Raw genomic sequence first — 24,787 nt, 5'->3', positions numbered from 1 at the left:
GCCCGGCGCGGCGGCTAGCGCGGGGCCGCCTCGCCCCCCGGGCCGCCGGCGCGCGCGCCATTGTCGGGCACCGGCCCCTCACGCTCCATCTGCAGCGCGTGGTTGGTGTTGAACCCGACAAAGATCGTGACGATGATGATCGCCACCACGATCGCCGCCAGCGCGGCGACCTTGCCCAGTCGCCGTGTCGGCGGGCGTCGCTCCGGGTCGAGATGTTCTTCGCCTGCCATGTCGTCGATCTCCGTCGTCCCGGTTGCCGGACCGGCACCAGGCTGTCCGGAAGGCGAACGCACGGCAGACGCCGGGGTGCCCGCCGCCTGCCCGGTTCAGCCGAAACGGCGCACCAGCGCGTCGGCCGCCGCCGCCACGTCGGCCCAGGCGATGTCGAAATCGGCCGCATCGCCATAATAGGGATCGCGCACCCCGCTCCCTTCGCGCCCGGCGACATGGTCCATCAGCAACGACAGCGTCGCCGTCGCATCTGCGGGCGCCAATGCCCGCAGATCGGCAAGGTTCTGCGGATCGAGCGCAAGGATCTGGTCGAACCTGCCGAAGTCGGCCGCCGTCACCTGTCGGGCGCGATAGCCGCCGATCTCGATGCCGTGCCGTCGCGCCACCGCCTGTGCGCGCCGATCGGGCGGGTTGCCCACATGCCATGCGCCGGTGCCCGCCGAATCGACCTCGACCTCCATCCCCGCCGCGGTTGCCGCCGCCCGGAAGGCCGCCTCGGCCAGCGGCGAGCGGCAGATATTGCCCAGGCATACGAACAGGAACCGCCGCGGAGATTCGATTGCTGCCATCCAAACACCCTTTCGTAAATTCGGTACGGTTGATAGCCTGATCGTCAGAACGATAAGACGGAGAGGAAAATGGCAGTTTCAGGCGATTCGCCGCCGGTCGCGAAGACATCCCCCTATTCCTGGTACGTTCTGTTCCTGCTGTTTCTGGTCTATGCGCTCAACTTCATCGACCGACAGGTGCTGACGATCCTCGCGCCGCACATACGGCGCGACCTGGGGCTTAGCCATGCCGATATCGGCTTCCTCTACGGCACCGCCTTTGGCGTGTTCTACGCGCTGTTCGGCATCCCGCTCGGGCGGCTGGCCGACAGTTGGCATCGCGTGCGGCTGCTCACGCTGGGGCTGGCGCTCTGGTCGGCGATGACTGCGGTCTCGGGCTTCGCGCGCACCGGACTTCAACTGGGCGCCGCACGCATCGGCGTTGGCATCGGCGAGGCGAGCGCCGGGCCCGCCGCCTATTCGCTGCTCTCCGACTGGTTCCCCCGCCGCCGCCGCGCCACCGCGCTCGCGCTCTATTCCAGCGGCATCTATATCGGCGGCGGCTTCTCGCTGTTCCTCGGCGGGCTGATCGTCGATCGGTGGAATGCCGCGTGGCCCGTCGCCGCAACCGCGCCGCTCGGCCTCGCCGGCTGGCAGGCCGCATTCCTCGCCGTCGGGCTGCCGGGGCTGCTGCTCGCGCTCTGGGTGGCGACGCTCCGCGAGCCGCAGCGCGGCCAGGCCGACGGGCTGATCGCCCCGCCCAGCCCTGCGCCGTTCCGCGGCTTTTTCGAGGAACTGCTGACGATCGTGCCGCCCTTCACGCTGATCGGCGCCGCGCGCAACCGCACGCTCGCGAGCAATCTGGCCGCGCTCGCGCTGATTGCCGCCGCGGTCTGGGCGCTGCTGCGGATCGGCGAACCGCCGCATCAGTGGCTGGCCGTGGGGATCGGCGCCTATGCCGTATGGTCGTGGGGATCGGCGTTGCGCCGGCGCGACGCACCCGCCTTTGCGCTCACCATCGGCACCCCGGCCTTTCTGCTCGTGATCCTCGCTTACGGCCTCAATTCGTTCATGGCCTATGCGGTCGCCTATCTCGCGCCGAGCCATGCCGCACACGCCTTCGCCGCGACCAGCCGCGAGGCGGGTCTGCTGATCGGCGCCCCGGCGATGGTGGCGGGCTTCCTCGGCGTCTCGCTCGGCGGGATCGTCGCCGACCGGTTGCGCCAGCGCCACGCCGCGGGCCGCCTGTTCGTCGTGCTGTTCGGCTCGGTCGCTCCGGTGCCGCCGCTCGTGCTCGCCTTCACCACCGATCAGGCGACGCTCTTCTATGCGATGCTGCCCGTGTGCCAGTTCGTGTCGAGCGCGGCGCTGGGCGCGGCCGCCGCGGCGACGCAGGAACTGGTGCTGCCGCGGATGCGCGGCGCGGCGACCGGTGCCTTCTTCATCGGCACCACGCTGATCGGCCTGTCGCTCGGGCCGTATCTTGCCGGACGCATCGCCGACCAGACGGACAGCATCGCCACCGGCATCCTGTGGCTGACGCCCAGCGTTCCGGTCGCGCTGATCGCGGCGATCGCGGCCTGCCGGCTGGTGCCGCGCGCCGAAGCCACTCGCGAAGCCCGCGCGCGGGCGGCGGGCGAGCCGCTCTGACCGCGACGCCGGGCGGACGCTTTGCGGCGCGAAAACCAATCGTTCACGGCCTTCGCCCTACAATGGGTTCAGGAGGCTTCGATCGCATGTTTTCGGCCCAGGACCGTCCGCCCAGCCCGCCCAGTGCGTTCGACCGCCGCGACGGCGCGCGCGCCGAAGTCGCCTTTCTTGGCCGCGCGTCGGGCGACGTCGCGCGCTCGATCGCGCGGATCCACGACCTTTCGGCCAATGGCTGCCGCATCCAGGCCTTTGCCCGGTTCCAGCGCGGCGAGCCGCTCGTGCTCGTCCTGCCCGGGCTGATCGTCCGCGCCGCCGTGGTCGTGTGGACCGAGGACGATCACGCCGGCTGCCGCTTCGCCGCACCGCTCGAGCCGGCGGAACTGGCCCAGCTCGGCGCGTGGAGCGATCTTGCCCGCCCCGACGGCAATATCGAGCACATCTGAAGCCCGCCGGGCCGCGCCGTCCCGACGCGCGCCGATTCAGGCCGGCACGAACACGCCGCAGGCGATGCGCTTGCCCGAATTGCCCGACGGATCGGTCTTGTAGTCGTCGGGATCGGCATGGACGACCAGCGCCGATCCGTCGCCGTCCATCAACTGCGCAAAGCTGCCCGCCGGCAGGGTGAAGGTAATGTGATCGCTGCCGTCGGGCTTGACCTTCAGGTTGGGCAGATCGCCGGCGTGCGAGCCCGCGGGATTGTCCTTGCCATGCTGGCGCTGGCCGGGGTTCCAGTGCCCGCCGGCACTCGCGAAATCGGGGGGCGTGCACTGGCCGATCGCGTGGATGTGCGTGCCGTGCACGCCGACGGGCATCCCCTTCACATCCACGATCACGCGGACGATGCCGTCGATCTCCTCGGCCACCGCCTTGCCGACGTCGCGGCCCTCGGCATCCTTGATGTCGGCCTGCGCACGTGCATGGCTGGCCATGTAGCGCGCGGTCTTCTGCGGCGAGGCGCAACCGCCCAGCGCCACCAGTGCCACCCCCGCCGCCAGGGCTGCGACTTTGATCCCCATCATGGCATTTTCTCCCGTCACGCAAATTCGCCCCTGTAATGGCCCCGCGCCGCCCGCGTTCCAAGGGGGAACACGCCCCGTCGCGCCGCTTCCGTCGTGCGACGGGCTCGGACCGGCGGCGCCCGCTGGCCGGTGCGGAGGCGCTGACAACGCCGGACGGCGGCCGTCGCGGGGCAAATCGCCTGCGCAAAGCGGGATACGCATCTTCCCGGGCACTTCCCCTATGGGTCCGGGCACGCTAAGGCCCTTCGCGAATCTCGCATTCGCAGCACTGGCGCGCCCGCGCGGGGAGCTGCGGCAACGGGCCTTTCCCCGGAAGGGCACGCGGCTGGCAGGACCCGCCTCCCCGAGCCGCCCGTGCTGGGCACAACAAGGGAAGGAACCCCAGCCCCATGACTGCCATCGGCAACGATACCCTCGGCACGCGCGACGAACTTTCCGTCGGCGGCAAGCGCTACAGCTTCTACTCGCTCCCCAAGGCCGCGGCGAAGCTGGGCGACATCAGCCGCCTGCCCTTCTCGATGAAGGTGCTGCTGGAAAACATGCTCCGCTTCGAGGACGGCACCACCGTCACCACCGAGGACGCGCAGGCGATCGTCGACTGGCAGAAGAACCCCAAGGCGCCGAGCCGCGAGATCCAGTATCGCCCGGCGCGCGTGCTGATGCAGGACTTCACCGGCGTGCCCTGCGTGGTCGACCTGGCGGCGATGCGCGACGCGATCACCAAGCTCGGCGGCGACGCGGCCAAGATCAACCCGCAGGTGCCCGTGCACCTCGTCATCGACCACTCGGTGATGGTCGACGAATTCGGCACGCCCAAGGCGTTCGAGGACAATGTCGCGCTCGAATATCAGCGCAACGCCGAACGCTATGAGTTCCTCAAGTGGGGCTCGAAGGCGCTCAACAACTTCCAGGTCGTGCCCCCGGGCACCGGCATCTGCCACCAGGTGAACCTCGAATATATCGGTCGCGGCATCTGGTCGTCGACCGCGGCGGACGGTTCGGAAGTCGCCTATCCCGACACGCTCGTCGGCACCGACAGCCACACCACGATGATCAACGGCCTGGGCGTGCTCGGCTGGGGCGTCGGCGGCATCGAGGCCGAGGCCGCGATGCTCGGCCAGCCCGTGTCGATGCTGATCCCCGAAGTCGTCGGTTTCAAGCTCACCGGCAAGCTGCAGGAAGGCATCACCGCGACCGACCTCGTGCTCACCGTCACCCAGATGCTGCGCGCCAAGGGTGTGGTGGGTCGCTTCGTCGAATTCTACGGCCCGGGCCTGCATTCGATGACGCTCGCCGACCGCGCGACGATCGCCAACATGGCGCCCGAATATGGCGCGACCTGCGGCTTCTTCCCGATCGACGACAAGACGCTCGACTATATGCGCCTCACCGGCCGCCCCGACGAAACCGTCGCGCTGGTCGAAGCCTATGCCAAGGCGCAGGGCATGTGGCACGCGGTCGACGCCCCCGAGCCGATCTTCACCGACACGCTCGAACTCGACATGTCCACCGTCCGTCCGTCGCTCGCCGGCCCGAAGCGTCCGCAGGACCGCGTCAGCCTCGACAGCGTCGACGAGGTGTTCAACGGCGACCTCACCAAGGTCTACAAGAAGGAAAAGCCCGTCCGCGTCGCGGTCGAGGGCAAGGACCACGATATCGGTGACGGCGACGTCGTGATCGCCGCGATCACCAGCTGCACCAACACCTCGAACCCGTCGGTGCTGATCGCCGCCGGCCTCGTCGCCCGCAAGGCGCGCGCGCTGGGCCTCACCCGCAAGCCGTGGGTCAAGACCTCGCTCGCCCCGGGGAGCCAGGTGGTCACCGACTATCTGAACAAGGCCGGCCTGACCGAGGATCTCGACGCGATCGGCTTCAACCTCGTCGGTTATGGCTGCACCACCTGCATCGGCAACTCGGGCCCGCTCGCGGAGCCGATCAGCCAGGCGATCAACGGCAACGACATCGTCGCCGCGTCGGTGCTGTCGGGCAACCGCAACTTCGAAGGCCGCGTCTCGCCCGACGTCCGCGCCAACTTCCTCGCCTCGCCGCCGCTCGTCGTCGCCTATGCGCTCAAGGGCACGGTGACCGAGGACATGTACGAGACGCCGATCGGCGAAGGCACCAACGGCCCGGTCTTCCTCAAGGACATCTGGCCCTCGAACGAGGAAGTGCAGCAGTTCATCAGCGCGAACATCGACGACGAGATGTTCCGTTCGCGCTACGGCAACGTCTATCTGGGCGACAGCCACTGGCAGGGCATCACCGTGACCGGCTCGGACACGTACAGCTGGCCGACCAGCTCGACCTACATCCACAACCCGCCCTATTTCGACGGCATGTCGATGACCCCGGCGCCGGTGCAGGACATCGTCGACGCCAAGCCGCTGGCGATCCTCGGCGATTCGATCACCACCGATCACATCTCGCCCGCCGGCAGCATCAAGGCGGACTCGCCCGCCGGCGTGTTCCTCCAGGAACGCCAGGTGTCGAAGAAGGACTTCAACAGCTACGGCGCGCGCCGCGGCAACGATGAAGTCATGGTCCGCGGCACCTTCGCCAACATCCGCATCAAGAACGAGATGGTGCCGGGCGTCGAAGGCGGCATGACCAAGTACGCCGGCGAAGTGATGCCGATCTACGACGCGGCGATGCGCCACAAGGCCGACGGCACCGCGCTCGTCATCGTCGCGGGCAAGGAATATGGCACCGGCTCGTCGCGCGACTGGGCGGCGAAGGGCACCAACCTGCTCGGCGTCCGCGCGGTCATCACCGAGAGCTTCGAGCGTATCCACCGCTCGAACCTGGTCGGCATGGGCGTGCTGCCGCTGCAGTTCGCCGAGGGCGTGACCCGCGAGACGCTGAAGCTCGACGGCTCGGAAACCTTCACCATCACCGGCGTCGCGGGTCTCCGCCCGCGTCAGGACGTCGAGGTGAAGCTCACCCGCGCCGACGGCTCGTCGGAAACCTTCATGACGCGTTGCCGGATCGATACCGTCAACGAGCTCGAATATTTCCTCAACGGCGGCATCCTGCACTATGTGCTGCGCAAGCTGGCCGCCTGATCGGGACTGACCCGTCAGCGTGAACTGCGAAAGGGAGGGCCGTCCGGTCCTCCCTTTTTCGTTGCCCGGTCGTGAAGATTTGACTGGCGCCGTCCCGCGCGACCCGTCATGGGCCTCGCGCATGGACGAAGAGTATATCTATGACGAAGCGAGCGGCGAATGGGTGCCCGCCTCGCAGGCGAAGCCCCAGGCCGATGCGCCTGCCGCCGACGGCGTCGAAGTACGCGACGCGGTGGGCAACCTGCTCGCCGACGGCGACAGCGTGACGCTCATCAAGGACCTGAAGGTCAAGGGCACCAGCCAGACGCTCAAGCGCGGCACCGCGATCAAGTCGATCCGCCTCACCGGCGACCCGCAGGAGATCGATTGCCGTTTCGACGGCATCAAGGGCCTGGTGCTGCGCGCCGAGTTCGTGCGCAAGCGCTGATCCGCCGCCGCCGGGACGGGGCCGCGCCCCGCCCGGCCGCGGTTCAGCCGATCACGCGCCCCGCAACGGCGTCGAGCTTGTCGAGCAGGTCGGGATCGCGCACGCCGGGGGCGGTAATCAGCGCGGCGTCGAGGCAGGTGTCGATCGGGCTCGCCGGGCGCTCCGCCGGCAGGTTGCGCAACAGGTGCATCACCAGCCGCCGCGCCTTGCCGGCATTGTCCGAAAGCTGGGCGATCACCTGCGCGACGTCGACCGCCTCGCCCTCCTCCCGCCAGCAGTCATAATCGGTGATCATGCCGACCAGCGCATAGGGCAGCTCGGCCTCGCGCGCGAGCTTGGCCTCGGGCATCGCGGTCATCCCGATCACATGGCAGCCCCAGCTCCGATAGAGGTGGCTCTCGGCACGCGTCGAAAATTGCGGCCCCTCCATCGCCAGATAGGTGCCGCCGACATGCGTCTCCGCCCCCGCCGCCCGCGCCGCCTCGGCCGCCAGCGCGGAAAGGCGCGGACACACCGGGTCCGCCATCGAGACATGCGCGACCATCCCCGATCCGAAAAAGCTCGACGGCCGCCCCTTGGTGCGGTCGATGAACTGGTCGACGATCGTGAACGTCCCCGGTGCCCGCGCCTCATCGAGGCTGCCGACCGACGAGATCGCGAGCACGTCGGTAACGCCCAGCCGCTTGAGCACGTCGATATTGGCGCGCACGTTGAGGTCGGACGGGCTCACCCGGTGGCCGCGGCCGTGGCGCGGCAGGAACACGACGCGCGCATGGCCGACGCGCCCGACATAGCATTGGTCCGACGGCATCCCCCAGGGGCTCGTCACCTCCACCCATTTGCCGTCCTCGACGCCCTCGACGTCGTAAAGGCCCGAACCGCCGATGATCCCGATCGTCCAGCCTGCCATCGTTCCCCCCTGCTTCCGTCCCGATCGCCGCCGGCAGGCGCCCGTCGCCGCCGCTGGCACGGGCGCCTGCCGCCGCTGGCGCGCGCCCTTGCGCCGCGCTAGGCAGGCTGCGACGCCGCCGCAAGCCCGTTTCGCCGCAAGGATGAAGCTCCCGATGCCGATGATCGCCGCCGCCCTGTTGCTCGCCCTGCCGACGCCGCCCCTCCCGGCCCAGGCGGGCACCGCCCGCCCGGCGGCGGCCGCCGCGTCCGCCGCCGATACCGTCGACACCGCCGGCAACCGGCTCGAACCGCTCGCCGCCGCCGCATCGGATGCCGCACGCGGCGCCTGCACCGCCGACGGCGCCTGGTGCGTCCGGCTGGCCGAGGGCGACGACGCGCCCGCGCTGCTCGTCCGCACCGCGGCGGGAACGCACCGCTATCCGCTCCCCGATCTGCCCGCGGGCGGCGACGGCGAAGAGAGCGCGCCCGGCCTCTGGCCGCAACGCATCGTGCTGTCCGGCACCGGCGGCCTGATCCTGGGCGTGCTCACCGAACAGCGCGCCATGTATTCGGGCGGCGGCGCCAGCGCGTCGCAGCTTCACCTGCTCCGCATCCCCACGGCGCCCGCGCCCGGCGGCGACCGGGACGACGCGGCGGCCCAGTTGCTCGTCACGCTGCCCTGGAGCGGCGGTTCGATGATCCGCGCCTGTTTCAGCGAGGCCGACATGCGCCAGCGTGCAGGCGCCTGCCACGACGAATATGATTTCGCCGCCAGCCTCGCGCTCGCACCGGGCGGCAGCGCGGGCCTGCCCGTCCTCCAATATCGCTCGGTCTCGACCAGCTTTCCCGGCCCCGTCTCGCGCAGCCGCGATTCGCTCGCCGGCCGTCGGCTGCACAAGCACGATCTGGTGCGCGTCACCGATCCGCAATGCAGCGTCACGCGGCGGCTCGTCGCCGATCCGGCCACGCACGGCTATCGCCTCGACGCGCCGCTGCCCGACTGCGCCGACTATACCCAGCCCTGACGCCGCACGCTTCAATCGCCGCGCGCGATGGCCTAGAACGGCCGATGTTTCCAGCGTTCGGAAAGGCCCGCCATGGCAGAGATCATCAACCTGCGTGCCGCCCGCAAGGCGCGCGACCGCGCCGCTCGCGCCGCGGCGGCCGATGCCAACCGCATCGCGCATGGCCGGACCAGGGCCGAGAAACAGGCGGCGCGTGACGAGGCCGCACGCCAGGCGCGACAGCTCGACGGCGCCCGGATCGAACCCGCCGACCGGGATTAAAGGGGGAACGGTCGTGCCGCTCCCCCTCCCCCTTTATTGCTTACAGCGCGCGGAAACGGATCGCCTGCCCGCCGCCCGGTGCCAGCCTTAGCGTCAGCGTGTCGCTCGCCCGCACGGCGCGCTTCTCGATCACGATCGAATGGCGTTTCTCGGTCCGGTAATCGGCGTCGTCGCCGTCGCGATAGATCTGCGCCTCGTATCGCCGCGCGGGGTCGAGGAAGTCGAGCTTGACCGTCAGCGTCCGCGCCTGCTCGTCGCTCACCGCGCCGAGGAACCAGTCGTTGCCGCCGCGGACCTTGCGCGCCACGGTGACGTAATCGCCGACCTCGCCGTTGAGCACGCGCGTCTCGTCCCAGTCGACGCCGACGTCGCGGATGAACTGGAAGGCGGCAAGGTGCTGCTCGTAATTCTCGGGCAGGTCGGCCGCCATCTGCACCGGCGAATAGAGTACGACATAGAGGGCGAGCTGCTTCGCCTCGGTCGACAGGATCGGCGTGCCGCCCTTGCCGGTCAGGCTCAGCACGCCGGGGGTGAAGTCCATCGGCCCCGCCAGCATCCGCGCGAAGAACAGGTTGGCCTCATGCTCGGGCGGATTCTTCGGATCGCCCCACGCATTATATTCCATCCCGCGCGCGCCTTCGCGGCTCACCCAGTTGGGATAGGTGCGGCGCAGCCCGGTGTCCTTGATCGGCTCGTGCGCGTTGATCGCGACCTGATAGCGATGCGCCGTCTCGAGCACGCGCAGGTGATGGTTGGACGAGAATTGGCCGTCATGCCATTCGCGCAGCGGCTCGCCGTTGGGGCCGACGCGCTCGATCTGGCCGGCATCGGCGACATAGCCGGTCTTGACGACATGCTCGCCATGGTCGCGCGCGAACCGCATCGCGCGTTCGAGCTGGTCCTCATAATGGCTCATCGAACCGCCGGTCTCGTTATGACCGATCAGCGAGACGCCCTTCTTCCTTGCATAATCGGCGAGGAAGCGGGCGTCGAAATCGGGGGTCGGCCTGTCGAAATCAAATCCCTTGCCGTCGCCGAACCACGCCGTGTCCCAGCCGATGTTCCAGCCTTCGACCAGCACGCCGGGAAAGCCGTACTTCGCCGCGAAGTCGATATAGCGCTTGACGTTGGCGGTGTTCGCGCCGTGCACGGGCTTCGATCCCCAGGCCGATTTGTCGACGTGCATCTCCCACCACACGCCGACATATTTGCCCGGCTTGAAATAGCTGACATCGCCCAGCTTGTTCGGCTCGTTGAGGTTCAGCTCGATGTGCGACATGTACAGGCCGGGCGCGTCCTTCGCGACGATCATCGTCCGCCACGGCGTCACGAACGGCGCGTCGCGCGTCACCTTGGCGGCGCCCGCGCCGGGGACCAGCGAGACGCGGAAGCGCGTGCCCTCGACCCGGCGCGCCCACATGCCCGAATAATCGACCAGCGACGCCTCGTGCAGCGCGATGTGCGTGCCGTCGGCAAGCTTCATCGTCATCGGTGTCTGCGCCAGCGACACCGACGAAATCGGCGTGCGGTCGTACAGATATTCGGCGCGGTTCCATTCATAGGCGGGCAGCCACCAGGCGGTGCCGTCCTGCGCGATCGAGAATTCGGTCAACTCGTCGAGGATGTGCGCGGTCTTCAGGTTGGGCTGGCCGGGCAGTTCGTAACGAAAGCCGAAACCGTCGTCGAACACGCGGAACACCACGTCCATCACCCGGCCCAGCGCGGTCGTCTCCTTCAACCGCACGCGCAGCTCGTTGTGGCGGTCGCGGATCGACTTCCACTCGCCCCAGGGCTGTTCCCAGCGCGTGTCGGCGCTCGCCCGCGCGGCGCTCTCGATCCGGAAACCGCGCTGCAGCTTGGGCGCGTCGGTGAACAGGAATCCCAGCGCCGACGGGTTGACCAGCGGTTTGCCGTCGCGCGTCACCGAATAAAGGGGGCGACCGTCATTGTCGGTGGTGATGGCGACGCGCAGATGCCCGTCGGGCGAATCGACCGTCTCCGCCCGGTTGGCGTTGCCCTGCGCCAGCGCGGGCGCCGCCGCCAGCATCAGCGCGCCCAGCGCGGCCCGGCGCGCCAGCGTTGCGACCTTGAACTTCATCGATCCCTCTCCTGCCCTGTCCTCGAACGGCACCCGAAGGTGCAGCGTCAGGCGACGATCAGCGCGGCATAGGGCGGCAGCCCCGCCATGTCCGCGCCGTTCACCGCCTCGACCACGCGTCCGCCCGCCAGCGCGGCGGGCGTTGGCAGCGGTGTCATACCCAGGTTGAACGCGCAACGCAGCGTCTCGCCCTCGCCCGAACGCGCAAAGACGAGCAGGTCGCCCTCGGCGACGAGTACCCGCATCGATCCCGCCGTCAGCGCCGGGTGCGCATGGCGCAGCGCGATCAGCCGCCGCGTCCAGGCGAGCAGCGAGTCGGGATCGGCCGTCTGGCGATCGACCGCCAGCGCGGCATGGTCGGCGCCCAGCGGCAGCCAGGGCTCGCCGCGGCTGAAACCCGCTGCTGGCGCATCGCCCTGCCACGGCATCGGCGTGCGCGCGCCGTCGCGGCTCAGCGTCAGCGGCCAGTTGGCGATCGCCTCCGGGTCCTGCAGCCGCTCGAACGGAATCTCGACCTGGGTGAGCCCCAGTTCCTCGCCATAATAAAGGATCGCGTTGCCGCGCAGCGTCAGCAGCAACAGCATCTTCATCCGCGCAAAGGCGGCGCGGTCGGCCGGCGCGACCCAGCGCGACAGCGCGCGCGGCGCATCGTGGTTCTCGAATGCCCAGCTCGGCCAGCCGATGCCGGCATCCTCGGGCCAGCCCTGCACCGCGTCGCGGACCAGCGCGGGCGTCAGCCGGTCGGCATAGAGGAAGTTGAAGCCATAGGCGCTGTTCAGCCGCGTCTCGCCGCGCGTGAAGGCGTGCATCTCGGGCTCGGGCGTCGGGCCGCCGACCTCGGCGACCAGGAAACGACCGCCGCATGCATCGGCGAGCGCGCGCAGCCGCTCCAGGAACTGCGGGATCGCCGCGTGGCTCTGGTTGTAGACGTGCTGCTGGAAATCGAACGGGCGCGTGCGCGGCTGGCCGTTGTCGGGCGCGGGCGGATTGTCGCGCAGTTCGGGGTCGTGCATCGTGAAGTTGATCGCGTCGAGCCGGAACCCGTCGACGCCGCGCTCGAACCAGAAGCGCGCGGTGGCCAGCGTCGCTTCCTGCACTTCCGGATTGTGGAAGTTGAGGTCGGGCTGCTCGCGCAGGAAATTGTGCAGATAATATTGGCCGCGCCGCGCGTCCCAGGTCCATGCCGGTCCGCCGAACACCGACTGCCAGTTGTTCGGCGGGCTGCCGTCGGGCCTGGCATCGGCCCAGACATACCAGTCGGCGCGCGCGTTGGTGCGGCTGGTGCGGCTCTCCTGGAACCAGGGGTGCTGGTCCGAACTGTGCGAATAGACCTGGTCGATCAGCACCTTCAGCCCCAGCGCATGCGCGCGCGCGACCAGCGCATCGAAATCGGCGAGCGTGCCGAACACCGGGTCGACGTCGCAGAAGTCGCTGATGTCGTAACCGAAATCGCGCATCGGCGACCGGAAGAAGGGCGATATCCACACTGCATCGACGCCCAGCCCGGCGATATGGTCGAGATGCGCGGTAATGCCGGCCAGGTCGCCCACCCCGTCGCCGTTCGCATCGGCAAAGCTGCGCGGATAGATCTGATAGATCACCGCCCCCTTCCACCACGGGCGGGACCGGGTCGTGATCGGGGCGGGACTGGGGGTCATCTGGTTCATCGTGCGGTTCCGGCCCGGCACACGGCATAGCCGAAGGCGGGGATGGTGAGCGTCAGGCTGCCCGGCGCTGCCGCCGCGGCGGGGCAGGCACCCGCCAGCGCGGCAAAGCCGGTCGATCGGGTCTCGACCTGGATATGGGCGGTGATCGGCGCGGACGCGCTGTTGAACGCGATCAGATATTCGTCGCCGCTTGCCGGATCGAAGCGCGACACGGCGAACAGCCCCGGCTTGTCGCCGGCCGCGCGGACGATCTGTGCCCCGCGCGTCAGCGCCGCGTGCGACCGGCGCAGCCGCGCCAGCGTCGCGATCTCGCGGAACAGCGGATGGCCGGGATCGAAGCTGCCGTCGGCGGTGGTGCGGCGCGTGCCCAGCAGGATATTGTCGTTGTAAACCGCGACCTTGCTCGGGAACATGTCCTCGCGCGCGTCCTGGTCGCCGCCGTCGCCGACAAAGCCCTGCTCGTCGCCCGAATAGAGCGTCGGCACACCCCGCAGCAGCAGCAGCATCGCCTGCCCCAGCGCGACGCGGCGCAACTGCTCGTCGTTGCTCGCCAGCGGGTTGGCCTGGCGCACCATCATCGCCGCGCGGCCTGCGTCATGGTTGCTGATAAAGGTCGGCAACCGGCGCGCCGTCGCCGCCCCGCCCTCGTACAGCGCGTCGGCCGCGAACAGCTTGGCGAGCCGGTCGGTCCCCGCCTTGCCCGCGATGACATCGTTGATGGCAGCCGCAAACCCGAAATCGAGCACAGCCGGAAAGCCGTCGACGCGGGTGTGCTGCGCCAGCGCCGCCGGATCGGGATCGGCCACCTCGCCAAAGATGTGGAAATTGGGGATGCCCTTTGCCGCCGCGCGGGCGCGCATCGCGGGGATGAACGCCTGCCAGAATTCGGGATTGACGTGCCGCGCCGTGTCGATGCGGAACCCGTCGATCCCGAACCGGTCGATCCAGCCGCCGAAAATGTCGATCATCCCCGCCACGACGCGCGGGTTTTCGGTCATCAGGTCGTCGAGCCCGACGAAATCGCCCATCGTCGAGCTTTCGCCGGCAAAGGTCGAGTTGCCGCGATTGTGGTAGTAGACCGGGTCGTTCAGCCAGGCGGGCCGCTTCACGTCGCGCTCGGCCGCGGGCACGAACGGGGTATAGGCATAGCCGGGGTCGGTCAGCCGCGCGAAATTGTCGGCGCTTTGCACCGCGTCGCCGGCAAAGCCCGGATTGATCGGGGCGCCGTTCACCCCGCCCTTGCGCGAATAGGGATAATCGGCGCGGCTGCGATACGGACATTCGCTCGCCCCGCCGCATTCGCGATACTGGATCACGTCGGCGGTGTGGTTGACGATGATGTCCATATACACCTTGATGCCGCGCGCATGCGCCGCATCGACCAGCGCCTTGAAATCGGCGTTGGTCCCGAAATGCGGGTCGACATTCTCGAAATCGGTGATCCAATAGCCGTGATAGCCCGCCGACTCCTGTCCCGGCGCGCCCTGCACGGGCTTGTTGCGAAAGATCGGCCCGACCCAGATCGCGGTGGCGCCCAGCGCCTCGATATAATCGAGCCGGCGGATCACGCCCTTCAGGTCGCCGCCATGGTAAAACCCCTTCGCGGTCGGGTCGAACCCGGTCCGCAGCCGGTCGCCGGTCATGCCGCCGCGGTCGTTCGCGGGGTCGGCATTGTCGAACCGGTCGGGGAGAAGGAAATACAGCACCTCGTCCTCGGGCAGCCGCGCCCGAAAGTCGCCGGCGCCCGGCTGCGCGCCCGCAGGGGCCGTCAGCGACAACGACATGCCCGCCGCCGCAGCGAGCAGGGCCAGGGTGGATCGACGAATCATGCGATGTGAACTCCCCTTCGCACAGCGTTCATTCCCGCCGGAAGCTCGCGTGCGAAGCCACGCAACGACACTCCCCGCACGGCGATGCGCGCCCGGGCCGCGCCCGGGATCGGCGGGGCGGATGCGGCGACCGGTCTGCACCCGGTCCGCACCCGCCCGCGCGCATCGTCAGAACTTGAACGTCGCGCCCGCCAGGAACCGGCGTCCGTAACGCTGGTAATCGATGACGTGGTTCGGCTGGTTCGGCTCGATCGTGACGAACGGCTCGTCGGTCAGGTTCTGCCCCTGCAGGAACAGCGACAGCCCGCGCAGCCCGCCCTGGAAGTCATAGCCGATCTGCGCATCGACGATCGTTTCCGGCAGCGCCCGCCGCCGCGCCGGCACCGCGCCGAACGCCGACACGTCGCCGATGAAGGTCGAGCGATAGCGAATGCTGCCGCGCGCCGAGAAACCCCATTTCTCGAAATAGGCGGTGCCGTTCGCCACCCACTTCGAATAGCCGGGCAGCGCGTCGGTCGGGTCGGTCGGCGTCGGCTTGATCTTGGTCTTGGTATAGGAAACGCCGCCGGTCACGCCAAAGCCGTCCAGCGCCTTGGTCAGCACCTCGAACGGCAGCGTGCCCGCCAGCTCGACGCCGTACAGCTCGCCGCCCTTGCCGTTGATCGGGTGCGTCAGCAGGCCGTTATAGTTGACGATCTGCCCGCCCGACACCGGCGGCACCGGAAACGCGCTGAAATCATACGGATCGGTGGCGTTGTAGACGTAGCTCTTGAGGTCCTTGTAATAGAACTGCGCCGCCAGATAGCCGCGCCGCCCGAAATAGCGTTCGAACGTCAGGTCGACCGCATTGGCGCGCCACGGCCGCAGATACGGGTTGCCCGACGATCCGTCGACGCGGGCATAGCTCGTGCCGTTCTGGACGATATAGGTATAGCCATAGCTGGTCGACGCCTTCATGTCGTCGAGCTTGGGCCGGATCGTCTCGCGCGCCGCCGCGAACCGGACGACAAGGTTGCTCGGGAAACGCAGCGACAGGTTCAGGCTGGGCAGCACGTCGATATAGTTGACGCTCTCGCGCCGCGGGATGCCGCCGATATTGGGCGATCCGTTGGCGTTCTGGCCCAGATAGACCGCGCTCGCGCCGTTCGAATTCTGGTCGGTGTTGACGAACTGCACGCCGAAATTGCCGGTCAGCTCCGACGCGCCGATCTGCGACTTGATGTTGCCCTGGACATAGGCGGTCATCAGCTTCTCGCGCACGTCATACGCCTTGACGACGACGTCGCCATAGGGGTTCGGCACGCGCTGGTAGACGCCGGCGTTGAGCAGCGCGACCGGGTCATAGCTGATCACCGGGCCCAGCCCGCTATAGCCGATATTGGTCGTCCCCAGCCGGAACTGCGCCGGCACCGGCAGGCTCGTCGTGCCGTTGGTGTTCGCCACCAGCCCCAGGAACGCCTCGTCGGGGGTCAGCGACTTGCCGCGATTGGTATAGTTGAGCCCGAACTGCACGCTCTGCAGCCAGGCGCTGTCGATCTCCTTGGCGATCTCGGTGCGGAACTGCCACAGCTCGTCGCGAACCTTGCGGTTATTGTAATAGCCGTCCTGCCCGCCGACGATCCGCGTGCCGTTGACCGCGGTCTGGTCGCCGCCCCAGCCCTGGGGCGAGGTCAGCACGATCGTGGCGAAGTCGCCATAGTTGAGCGACGGCTTGAACGCCGTGCCGCTGCCGGTGCTGCTGAAACCGATCGTGTCGGTGGCGCCCGCCGGGCCGCGGCCCGTGCCCGAATAGCTTTCGAGCGTCAGCTCGTTGCGGTCGGTCCGCGAATAGCTGACGTCCAGGAACGCGCTCCAGCCGTCATCGCCCTGGTACTTGCCGTTCCAGCCGAACGAATAGAGCTTGGCGTGGCGCTGGAAGGCGTCGTTGCGCAGCACGCCCTTCACGCCGCTGAACGTCCCGGCATTGACGAACCCGTCGGTGACGGTCGCGTTGCTCAGCGTCGCGCCGCCCCAGGCCAGCGGCAGCTCGAGCCCGCGCTTGATCTGGTCGTCCTTGAAGTCCGAATAAAAGGCGTCGAACGTCGTCGTGAACTCGGGCGCCGGCCGCCATTCCAGCGTGCCCTGCAACCCCAGCCGCTTGAGCGTGGTCGAGGTGTTGAACGACTTGGCGCCGCCGATCACCGCGCCCTGCGGCACGCCGGCATAGCCCCAGGCGTTGAATTCCTGGATCTGGTACGGCTCGTCGACATAGCTGGCGGCCAGCGCAACGCCCAGCGTGTCGTTCATGAACTGGTCGACATAGGTGCCGTTGACGCGATAGCCGAATTCCTTCGACCCGGCGTTGAGCTTGCCCAGATCGGCATAGGTGCCGCGCGCGCCCACCGAAAAGACGCGCTTGCCATATTCCAGCGGGCGGATCGTGTTGAGGTTGACCGTGCCCGACAGCCCCTGCCCGACCAGGCTCGCCATCGGCGTCTTGTACACCAGCACCTGGTTGACGACTTCCGACGGATACTGGTCATATTCGACCGCGCGGTTGTCGCCGGTCGAGGTCTGCTCGCGGCCGTTGAGCAGCGTGGTCGAGAAATCGGGGGCAAAGCCGCGGATCGAGATCACGTTCGAACGGCCCGACAGCCGCTGCGAGGTCAGGCCGGGCAGCCGCGCGATCGATTCCGCGATCGACGCGTCGGGCAGCTTGCCGATGTCCTCGGACGAGATCGATTCGACGACCTGGTCGCGCTTGAGCTTCTCGGCCACCGCATTTTCCAGGCTGGCGCGGAAACCCGTGACGACGATGGCGTCGCCCTGGGCGTCATCCTGCGCGGGCGCGGGGCTGGCGGTCTGGGTCTGAGTCTGGGCGTGGGCCGGAACGGCGGCGGCGCAGAGCGCGGCAATCGCGGCGCTGGTGCCGAAGGCGATGCGGGCGGCACGACGGCCGCGGAAGGTGCTCAGCAACTGGTCTCTCCCTTGTGCTTTCTGTTCGTCCCGGCTCGTCGTCGGCCGGTTGCAATCGCCCCCGGCTGCGGGTCGGGCAGCCCGGGATGCGCGGTGGCACCCTCAATCTTGCAAAACGGGGTATGTTCGCCAGCGCGCCACATACGTATTCAGGGCCGATCCGCGGCCGATGCGGCATTTCTGCACCACCCCGTGATTGACCGCGCTGTCGCTCTGCCCGCATGCATAATATGCGATCCGGTTGGACAGCGACCGTACGCGGGGAGGAGGTGCCATGGGCGTTCAGCGCAAGCCGACGTCGTTCGACATCGCGCAACTGGCGGGCGTTTCGCAGCCCACCGTCTCGCGCGCGCTGCGCGGCGAGGCGGGCGTCAACCCGGCGACGCGGATGCGGATCGAGGCGATCGCGCGCCAGTTGAACTATCGCGTCGACAAGGCCGCATCGAACCTGCGCGCACGCCATTCGCAGACGCTGGCGCTGCTCATCTTCGAAGATCCGACCCCCGACGATTCGCTCATCAACCCCTTCTTTCAGTCGATGCTCGGCTCGATCATCCGCGCCTGCGCCGAACATGACCACGACCTGCTCATCAGTTTCCAGCAACTGTCGAGCGACTGGCACACCGATTACGAGGATGCGCGCAAGGCCGATGGCCTGATCCTGCTCGGCTATGGCGATTACGAGCTCTATCGGGCACGGCTGAAGGCGCTTCAGGACGCCGGCACGCATTTCGTCCGCTGGGGCTCGGTCCAGTGCGAGGGCGCCGGGCTGACGATCGGCTGCGACAATCGCGGCGGCGGCGGCGAGGCGACGCGGCACCTGCTCATGCTCGGGCGCCGCGAAATTGCATTTCTGGGTACGGCGTCCAGCCATTATCCCGAGTTCCACGATCGCTATCGCGGCCATCTCGCCGCGCTCGCCGCGGCGGGGCTGCCGACGCGCGCCGCGCTTCAGTTCGACGCGATCACCACCGAGGAATCGGGCGCCGCCGCCGCGCGCGCGCTGCTCGCCTCGGGCGAACGCTTCGATGCCATTCTGGCGGCCAGCGACCTGATCGCGATCGGCGCGATGCGCGCGCTCCAGGCCGCGGGCAAACGCATACCGGAGGATGTTGCCGTGATCGGTTTCGACGATATTCCCGCCGCCGGGCTCGCCAGCCCTCCGCTCACCACCGTCATGCAGGACGCGCGGCTCGCCGGGCGCACGCTCGTCGAAACGCTGATCGCGCGGATCCGCGAGCGGCCGGTGGGGCCGTCGCTGCTCCCCACGCGCCTCGTCGTGCGCGGGTCGTGCGGCGCATGACGGCAGGAGCGGAAAAGCCGCGCCAGTCGCTCGCCGGGCTGTGGAACATCTCGTTCGGGTTTTTCGGCATCCAGATCGGCTTCGCGCTCCAGAACGCGAACATGAGCCGGATCTTCCAGTCGCTCGGCACCGAACTCGACAACCTGCCCGCGCTGTGGATCGCCGCGCCGCTCACCGGGCTGCTCGTCCAGCCGGTGATCGGCCATCTCAGCGACCGGACCTGGCTGGGGCGGCTCGGCCGGCGGCGGCCCTATTTCCTCGCGGGTGCGATCCTCGCGGCGCTCGCGCTGTTCGCGATGCCGCTCGCGCCCGGGCTGATCGTCGCGGCCGGGATGCTGTGGCTGCTCGATGCGTCGCTCAACGTTTCGATGGAGCCGTTCCGCGCCTTTGTCGGCGACATGCTGCGCAAGGATCAGCACAGCGCCGGCTATGCGGTGCAGACCGCGTTCATCGGCGCGGGTGCGGTGATCGGTTCGATCTTCCCCTGGCTGCTCGAACATCTGGGCGTTGCCAACACCGCGCCCGCCGGCGGGATTCCCGACACGGTGCGCATCGCCTTCTGGTTCGGCGGCGCGGCGCTGTTCCTGTCGGTGCTGTGGACGGTGGTGTCGACGCGCGAATATGCGCCCGACGAAATGGCGCGCTTCGCCGACGGCGCCGATGCCGACGGCGCGGACCCGGCCGCCGCAGCGGTCGTCGCGCCCGACGCCGCCGCCGCACTCGCCGCGCGCAGCCAGGCGCCCGGCCTTGGCTGGCTTGCGGGCGGCGTCGCGGTGCTCGTCGCGGTCGCGCCGCTCCGTCTCGAAAAGGAGGTCTATCTGCTCGGCGGCCTGCTCGCCGGCTACGGCCTGCTCCGGCTCTGGGCCGTCGCGCGCGCGCGCCGGGGGCATGCGCCGGGGATGCTCGCCAGCATCGTCGGCGACTTCGCCGGCATGCCGCCGCTGATGAAGCGCCTCGCGCTCGTCCAGTTCTTCAGCTGGTCGGCGCTGTTCATCATGTGGATCAACACCACGCCGATCGTCGCGCATCATTTCTACGGCGCGCCCGACACGCACGGCCCGCTGTTCCAGCAGGGCGCGAACAAGGTCGACCTGCTCTTCGCGGTCTATAACGGCGTCGCGGCGGTCGCGGCGCTCACGCTCATCCCGCTGCTCTCGGCGCGGATCGGCGCGGCACGCACGCATGTGCTCGGGCTGCTCGCCGGCGCGGCGGGGTTTGCCGGCTTCTTCGTGATCCGCGACCCCGACTGGCTGGTGCTCAGCGAGGTGGGGATCGGCATCGCCTGGGCGTCGATCCTCGCGCTTCCCTATGCGATCCTCGCCTCCAGCCTGCCCCAGGCCAAGCTCGGCATCTATATGGGGCTGTTCAACGCCTTCGTCGTCATCCCGCAATTGCTCGTCGCGACGGTGATGGGATCGATCATGAAGCGCTGGTTCCCCGACGAACCGATCTGGACGATGGCCTTCGCCGCCGCGACGCTGCTCGTCGCCGCCCTCGCCATGCTCCGCGTCGCCACGCCTCGCCCCGCCGCCGCCCGCTGACGGCGGGGGGGCGGGACGGCGGCCGCGCCCCGGGTCACAGCCCAAGCTGGGCGCGGTCGACCGTCGCCGCCACCAGCTCGGCGCGCGCCGCCGACCGGCGGTGTTCGGCGTCGAGCAGCCGCAGCCCGGCATCGGCCGCGGCCTCCTCGCGCAGGTTGACGACCATGAAGTCGCTCGCGCCCAGCTCGAACCGCCGCCGCTCGGCCTCGGCCATGCGCTCGGCGAGCCCGCGCTCCTCGCGCGCCAGCGTCGCCAGCCGGTCGGTCGCCTCGACCTGGATCGCCAGCGCGTCGAGCTCGACGCGGATCTGCTCCTCGATCGCCCGCTGGCGCAGCCGCAGCGCGTCGGCCTCGGCACGCGCCTCGGCGATCCGGCCGCGCGCCTGGCGCCGCTCGAACGGCAGCGACAGCTTCAGCCCGACATAGGCTTCGGCCGGCGTGCGCTTCGCCCCGCCCAGCCCCGCCTCGCCCAGGTCCTTCGCCGCCTCGATGCGCAGGTCGAGCCGCGGCAGCAGCTCGTTCTCGGCCTGTGCGCGCCGTACCGCCGCCTGGTCGAGCCGCACCAGCACGCTCGTCAGTTCGGGGCGGCCGATCGCGCGCGCCTCGGCCGGCACCGCGGGCGGGCGCAGCGCCGGAAAGCCCGCGGGCAGCCGCTCGGCGGCGGGCACCACCGGGGCGCCCGCGGCGTCGCGCAGGTAAAGCGACAGCCCGTTCGCCGCCGCCGCCAGTTCCTGTTCGGCGCGCACCAGCATCGCCTGGCGCCGGACCATGTTCTGCCGGTTCTCGGTCGCCAGGATCGACGGGCGCGCGCCCAGCCTCACCTGCCGCTCGATCGACGCCTGCCGCGCGCTCGCCAGCCGGTAGAGGTCGCGATAGACCGCGACGCGCATCCCCGCCGCGACCCATGCCTGATAGGCGTCGATCGCGCGCCGCTGCACGCCGATCGCCACCATCTCGCGCTCCAGCCGCGCCAGCGCCACGTCGCCCTCGGCCAGCCCGATCCGCGTGCGCCGCTCGTCGACCAGCCGGTCGCGCATCAGCGCCAGCACCGCGCCCGCGCGCAGCTCGCCGAGCCGGTTGGTATAGGCCTTGTCCTCATAGACCGGGAACGCCCCGCGCGAGACGCGATAGCCCAGATGCGCCGACCCGCCATTGCCCGCCAGCGGCCGGACGGCGCGCGCCTCGGCATAGCTGCCGCCATAGCTGCCGAGCAGGCGCGACTGCGCCTCGCCCTCGAACACCAGGTCGAACGCGCCGTCGGCCGAAAGCCGCCGCCCCGCCGCCTGGCCCTCGCGCGCCATCGCCTCCAGGATCGCGGGCGCCTGCGCCGCCGATGCGCGCAGCACCTCGTCGAGCGTCAGCGGCTGGGCCGCCGCGGGGCTCGCGACCGCCGCCATCACCGCCCCCATCACCACCATCGCCGCGCGCACGGCCTCGCGCAGCCGCCGGATGATCCGCCGCATCACTTGCCTCCCTTCGCCTTGATCGTGACGATCGGCTTGTCCTTGGCGCCCTCGTCGGCGGGGCGGCGGAACTCGAGCGGGAAGTCGTTGAGCTGGCGCCACAGCTCATAGCCGAGCGTCACCGTCTCCATCTGGATCCAGCCGCGCACCTTGGCGCCCAGCCGCACCGACTGCGCGCCCGGCCAGCCCGCGCGGCCCGGCATCGGCTCGACGAGCACGCGGAACAGCCCGTTCGCCTGCGCCGACGGGTCGATCGAGCGCACCCGCGCGTCGAACATGCCCTGCGCCACCGACGGCCATCCGCTGAACTGCACCGCGGGCCAGCCCTCGAACGCCAGCCGCACCGGCTGGCCGGGGCGCACCAGCGCCACGTCGCGCCCGTCGATCATCAGCTCGACGACGCGCACCGGCGCCTCGGGGGCCAGCGTCGCCAGCACGTCGCCCGCGCTCACCAGCGTCGCGCCCGCCGCGCCGTTGATCGACTGGATGCGCCCGTCGCGCGGCGCGCGCACCAGCTGCGCCGACTGGCGGTTGAGCGTCACGTCGACGCGGCTCAGCTTCGCGCGCGCCTCGGCCAGCTTGGCGCGATGGTCGGCGACCTTGATCTGCGCCGCCTCGTAATCGCGCCGCGCGACCAGCCCGTCGGCCAAGAGCTGGCGCGACCGGCCGACATCGATCTGCGCCACCGCCATCGCCTGCTGTGCCGCGGCGATCTCGGCCGCCACCTGCGCGCGCTCGGCGGCCAGCCGGGCGAGCAGGTTGGGGTCGTTGTCGACGATCCGTGCGATCGGGTCGCCGCGCTTCACGCGGTCGCCGTCGCGGACATACCAGTGCTCGACGCGGCCGGGGACGAGCGCGGTGACGCCCTGCACCCGGTCCTCGGGATCGAGCGCGACGACCTGCCCCGTGCCGGGCGAGGTCTGCACCCACGGCACGACGTACAGCAGCGTCGCGACCAGCGCGATGCCGATGCCGATCATCCATGCGACCACGCGCGTGGTGCGCGGCGGGCGCAGCGCGGCCAGCGTGCGGAAATGCGCGGCATGTTCGGGGCGCAGCGTCTCGCGCGCGCCGGCTTCAGGCGGCAAGGACATGCGCACCTCCCGCGTCATGCGCCCGCGCGCTCAGCTCGGCCTCGTCGGCACAGCGCCGCTGCCCGTCGCCCGCCAGCCACAGATAGCCGTCGCGCACCATCCCGCCCGGCCGCCGCGTGAACTGGAGCACCGTCGTCCCGCTCGCGCGCAGCGCGGCCAGCGCGGCGTCGATCCGCGCCGGCGGCAACAGGTCGAACAGCGGCGACAAAACCAGCACGCGCGGCCGCGCGAGCAACGCCGCCGCCAGCTTCAGCGCCATCAGCTCGCCCACCGAAAACGGCCAGCCGGGGCTCGCCACCACCGTGTCGAGCCCGCCCGGCAGCGCGGCGATCCGCGGCGCCAACCCCACCGTCTCCAGCACCGCGATCATCCGCCCGGTCTCGCCCGACGCGGCAAGCGTCAGATAGTCGCGCACCGACATCTCGACAAAGCCCGGACGGTTGAGCACCATCACGTCGGCGCGCAGCCGGTACATGTCCAGGCTGGCGATGTCGCGCCCGCCCACCAGCACCAGCCCGCGCTCGGGCGCGGCGTGGCGCTTGAGCAGCAGCGTCAGCGCATGTTCGGCATCGGGCGCGCCCGCCACCGCCAGTTGCTCGCCGCTCGCGACCTCCAGCTCGAACCGGTGGCCGCCCAGCACGACGTTCTGCAACCGGATCGCGCCGTCGCCCGGCCCCTCGCCGGTGCGGCGCGCGTCCTGCTGCGGGATGTCCCAGAACAGCGACAGCTCCTCCAGCCCCGCCGCCAGGTCGTACAGCGCCTCCAGATAGGGGCCGAGCTGCGCGATGCCGTAAAAGACGCCCGACAGGATCAGTTCGGCCGCGACGAGCTGCCCCATCGAAAGCTGCCCCTGCAGGATCAGCCATCCGCCCATCGCGAGCAGCGCCGCGCTCGCCAGCGCATAGGTCAGCAACAGGCACAGCGTCTGGGCAAAGGTATAGCGGAAATGGCGCCGATGCGCGCCGACATAGGCCGCGGTCATCGCCTCGGACCGGTCCATCGCGTAATCCAGATGGCGGTGCGACTGGTAAAAGCCGTTCGATCCGCCCACGCTCTCCAGCCAGTGCGCGGCGGCGTGCTTGGCGTGGCTCTTGGCGACGGCGGTGCGGATCGCCCCCGGCGCCCACAATTGCCAGATCGCGAACAGCACCAGCACCAGCACCGCGTTGAACGCCAGGAAGAACGGGTGATAGAAACTCGTCACCACCAGCCCCACCGCGCCCTGCAGCACGATCGTGAACCCGCCGATCAACAGGCTCGACAGCGCCTTCTGCACCGTCGCCAGGTCGAAATAGCGGTTGAACAGGTCGCCGCGCCGCGCGTCGCCGAAAAAGGGGTTCTGCGCATGGACCGCGCGCACCGTGATCTCGGCGACGATCCGCGCGAACAGCCGCCGCTCGAACAGCGCGAGCAGGTGGATGCGGAATGCCGCGAGCACCCCCGCGACCAGCAACAGCACGAACAGCACCGCCGACAGCGTGAACAGCGGCGCGGGCAACGCGGTGTTCGCCACCGAATTGATGAGCAACTGCACCGAAATCGGCGTCGCCAGCGACAGCAGCGAAATCGCCACGCCATAGACGACCGCCAGCCGCACGAACCGCGCATCGGGCGCCAGTACCCGTGCGATCCACCCCCGCAATGCCCGGATTCCCGGGCCGCCCTCCGCCATTCTGCACCTCCTTGGCCGTTCAGGCGCGCAAGGTGCGGACGTATCGCCATCG

At 69.6% G+C, this 24,787-nt stretch carries 19 protein-coding genes; 8 read left to right on the top strand and 11 right to left on the bottom strand.

The features are described from left to right. Positions 1 to 14: 14 nt before the first annotated feature. Together ACT3CF_RS03655 and ACT3CF_RS03650 are read right to left on the bottom strand one after the other, a co-directional pair. The gene (locus ACT3CF_RS03655; protein WP_478420430.1) at positions 15 to 230 is read right to left on the bottom strand and encodes a hypothetical protein; all 216 of its coding nucleotides are present in this window, start codon (positions 228 to 230) and stop codon (positions 15 to 17) included. 96 nt (positions 231 to 326) lie between these two features. Next, a complete protein-coding gene (locus ACT3CF_RS03650) occupies positions 327 to 800 on the bottom strand; it encodes a low molecular weight protein-tyrosine-phosphatase (RefSeq protein WP_478420428.1) in 474 nt (157 codons plus the stop codon). A gap of 69 nt (positions 801 to 869) precedes the next feature. On the opposite strand from ACT3CF_RS03650, the gene ACT3CF_RS03645 reads away from it, so the two are divergent. Together ACT3CF_RS03645 and ACT3CF_RS03640 are read left to right on the top strand one after the other, a co-directional pair. Beyond that, the gene (locus ACT3CF_RS03645; RefSeq protein ID WP_478420426.1) at positions 870 to 2,429 is read left to right on the top strand and encodes an MFS transporter; all 1,560 of its coding nucleotides are present in this window, start codon (positions 870 to 872) and stop codon (positions 2,427 to 2,429) included. 86 nt (positions 2,430 to 2,515) lie between these two features. Continuing rightward, complete coding sequence (locus tag ACT3CF_RS03640) at positions 2,516 to 2,872, top strand: PilZ domain-containing protein (RefSeq protein WP_478420425.1); 357 nt, start codon at positions 2,516 to 2,518, stop codon at positions 2,870 to 2,872. 36 nt (positions 2,873 to 2,908) lie between these two features. On the opposite strand, the gene ACT3CF_RS03635 is transcribed toward ACT3CF_RS03640, so the two are convergent. Beyond that, positions 2,909 to 3,448, bottom strand: a complete 540-nt coding sequence (locus tag ACT3CF_RS03635; protein WP_478420424.1) for a superoxide dismutase family protein — start codon at positions 3,446 to 3,448, stop codon at positions 2,909 to 2,911. 389 nt (positions 3,449 to 3,837) lie between these two features. On the opposite strand from ACT3CF_RS03635, the gene acnA reads away from it, so the two are divergent. Further along, positions 3,838 to 6,510: an aconitate hydratase AcnA gene (gene acnA, locus ACT3CF_RS03630; protein WP_478420422.1), complete on the top strand. Its 2,673-nt coding sequence runs from the start codon at positions 3,838 to 3,840 to the stop codon at positions 6,508 to 6,510. A gap of 121 nt (positions 6,511 to 6,631) precedes the next feature. Continuing rightward, a complete protein-coding gene (locus ACT3CF_RS03625; RefSeq protein ID WP_478420421.1) occupies positions 6,632 to 6,937 on the top strand; it encodes a zinc ribbon domain-containing protein YjdM in 306 nt (101 codons plus the stop codon). Between the two features lie 43 nt (positions 6,938 to 6,980). Here ACT3CF_RS03625 and ACT3CF_RS03620 read toward each other — a convergent pair whose 3' ends face one another. Further along, positions 6,981 to 7,847: an S-methyl-5'-thioadenosine phosphorylase gene (locus ACT3CF_RS03620; RefSeq protein WP_478420420.1), complete on the bottom strand. Its 867-nt coding sequence runs from the start codon at positions 7,845 to 7,847 to the stop codon at positions 6,981 to 6,983. Between the two features lie 154 nt (positions 7,848 to 8,001). Here ACT3CF_RS03620 and ACT3CF_RS03615 point away from each other — a divergent pair, with 154 nt between their 5' ends. Further along, on the top strand, positions 8,002 to 8,853 hold the full coding sequence (locus tag ACT3CF_RS03615) for a hypothetical protein (protein WP_478420419.1): 852 nt from the start codon (positions 8,002 to 8,004) through the stop codon (positions 8,851 to 8,853). 72 nt (positions 8,854 to 8,925) lie between these two features. Then, a complete protein-coding gene (locus ACT3CF_RS03610) occupies positions 8,926 to 9,114 on the top strand; it encodes a DUF4169 family protein (RefSeq protein ID WP_478420418.1) in 189 nt (62 codons plus the stop codon). 40 nt (positions 9,115 to 9,154) lie between these two features. Here ACT3CF_RS03610 and ACT3CF_RS03605 read toward each other — a convergent pair whose 3' ends face one another. The 4 genes from ACT3CF_RS03605 to ACT3CF_RS03590 form a co-directional block, all read right to left on the bottom strand. Then, the gene (locus ACT3CF_RS03605) at positions 9,155 to 11,212 is read right to left on the bottom strand and encodes a glycoside hydrolase family 97 protein (protein WP_478420417.1); all 2,058 of its coding nucleotides are present in this window, start codon (positions 11,210 to 11,212) and stop codon (positions 9,155 to 9,157) included. Between the two features lie 47 nt (positions 11,213 to 11,259). Continuing rightward, positions 11,260 to 12,879, bottom strand: coding sequence for an alpha-amylase family glycosyl hydrolase (locus ACT3CF_RS03600; protein ID WP_478420416.1), 1,620 nt, complete (start codon positions 12,877 to 12,879; stop codon positions 11,260 to 11,262). Further along, entirely contained in the window at positions 12,876 to 14,708 is a 1,833-nt protein-coding gene (locus tag ACT3CF_RS03595) for an alpha-amylase family glycosyl hydrolase (protein WP_478420414.1), read from the bottom strand. Before ACT3CF_RS03595 ends, ACT3CF_RS03600 begins: the two co-directional genes overlap by 4 nt. 168 nt (positions 14,709 to 14,876) lie before the next feature. Beyond that, positions 14,877 to 17,660: a TonB-dependent receptor gene (locus ACT3CF_RS03590; RefSeq protein WP_478421338.1), complete on the bottom strand. Its 2,784-nt coding sequence runs from the start codon at positions 17,658 to 17,660 to the stop codon at positions 14,877 to 14,879. 277 nt (positions 17,661 to 17,937) lie between these two features. Between ACT3CF_RS03590 and ACT3CF_RS03585 the strand changes: the two genes are divergently transcribed. Further along, positions 17,938 to 18,966, top strand: a complete 1,029-nt coding sequence (locus ACT3CF_RS03585; protein ID WP_478420412.1) for a LacI family DNA-binding transcriptional regulator — start codon at positions 17,938 to 17,940, stop codon at positions 18,964 to 18,966. Further along, entirely contained in the window at positions 18,963 to 20,507 is a 1,545-nt protein-coding gene (locus ACT3CF_RS03580) for an MFS transporter (RefSeq protein ID WP_478420410.1), read from the top strand. Before ACT3CF_RS03585 ends, ACT3CF_RS03580 begins: the two co-directional genes overlap by 4 nt. A gap of 34 nt (positions 20,508 to 20,541) precedes the next feature. Here ACT3CF_RS03580 and ACT3CF_RS03575 read toward each other — a convergent pair whose 3' ends face one another. From ACT3CF_RS03575 to ACT3CF_RS03565, 3 genes are read right to left on the bottom strand one after another with little or no spacing between them, the layout of a single operon-like run. After that, on the bottom strand, positions 20,542 to 21,969 hold the full coding sequence (locus ACT3CF_RS03575) for a TolC family protein (RefSeq protein ID WP_478420408.1): 1,428 nt from the start codon (positions 21,967 to 21,969) through the stop codon (positions 20,542 to 20,544). Beyond that, a complete protein-coding gene (locus tag ACT3CF_RS03570; RefSeq protein ID WP_478420406.1) occupies positions 21,969 to 23,063 on the bottom strand; it encodes an efflux RND transporter periplasmic adaptor subunit in 1,095 nt (364 codons plus the stop codon). Before ACT3CF_RS03570 ends, ACT3CF_RS03575 begins: the two co-directional genes overlap by 1 nt. Continuing rightward, positions 23,047 to 24,735, bottom strand: coding sequence for an ABC transporter transmembrane domain-containing protein (locus ACT3CF_RS03565; protein ID WP_478420404.1), 1,689 nt, complete (start codon positions 24,733 to 24,735; stop codon positions 23,047 to 23,049). Before ACT3CF_RS03565 ends, ACT3CF_RS03570 begins: the two co-directional genes overlap by 17 nt. Between the last annotated feature and the right edge of the window lie 52 nt (positions 24,736 to 24,787).

Source organism: Sphingomonas chlorellae (genome assembly GCF_056485145.1).
The sequence above is the reverse complement of the archived record's forward strand: the minus strand, read 5'-3'. Positions and strand labels throughout refer to the sequence as shown.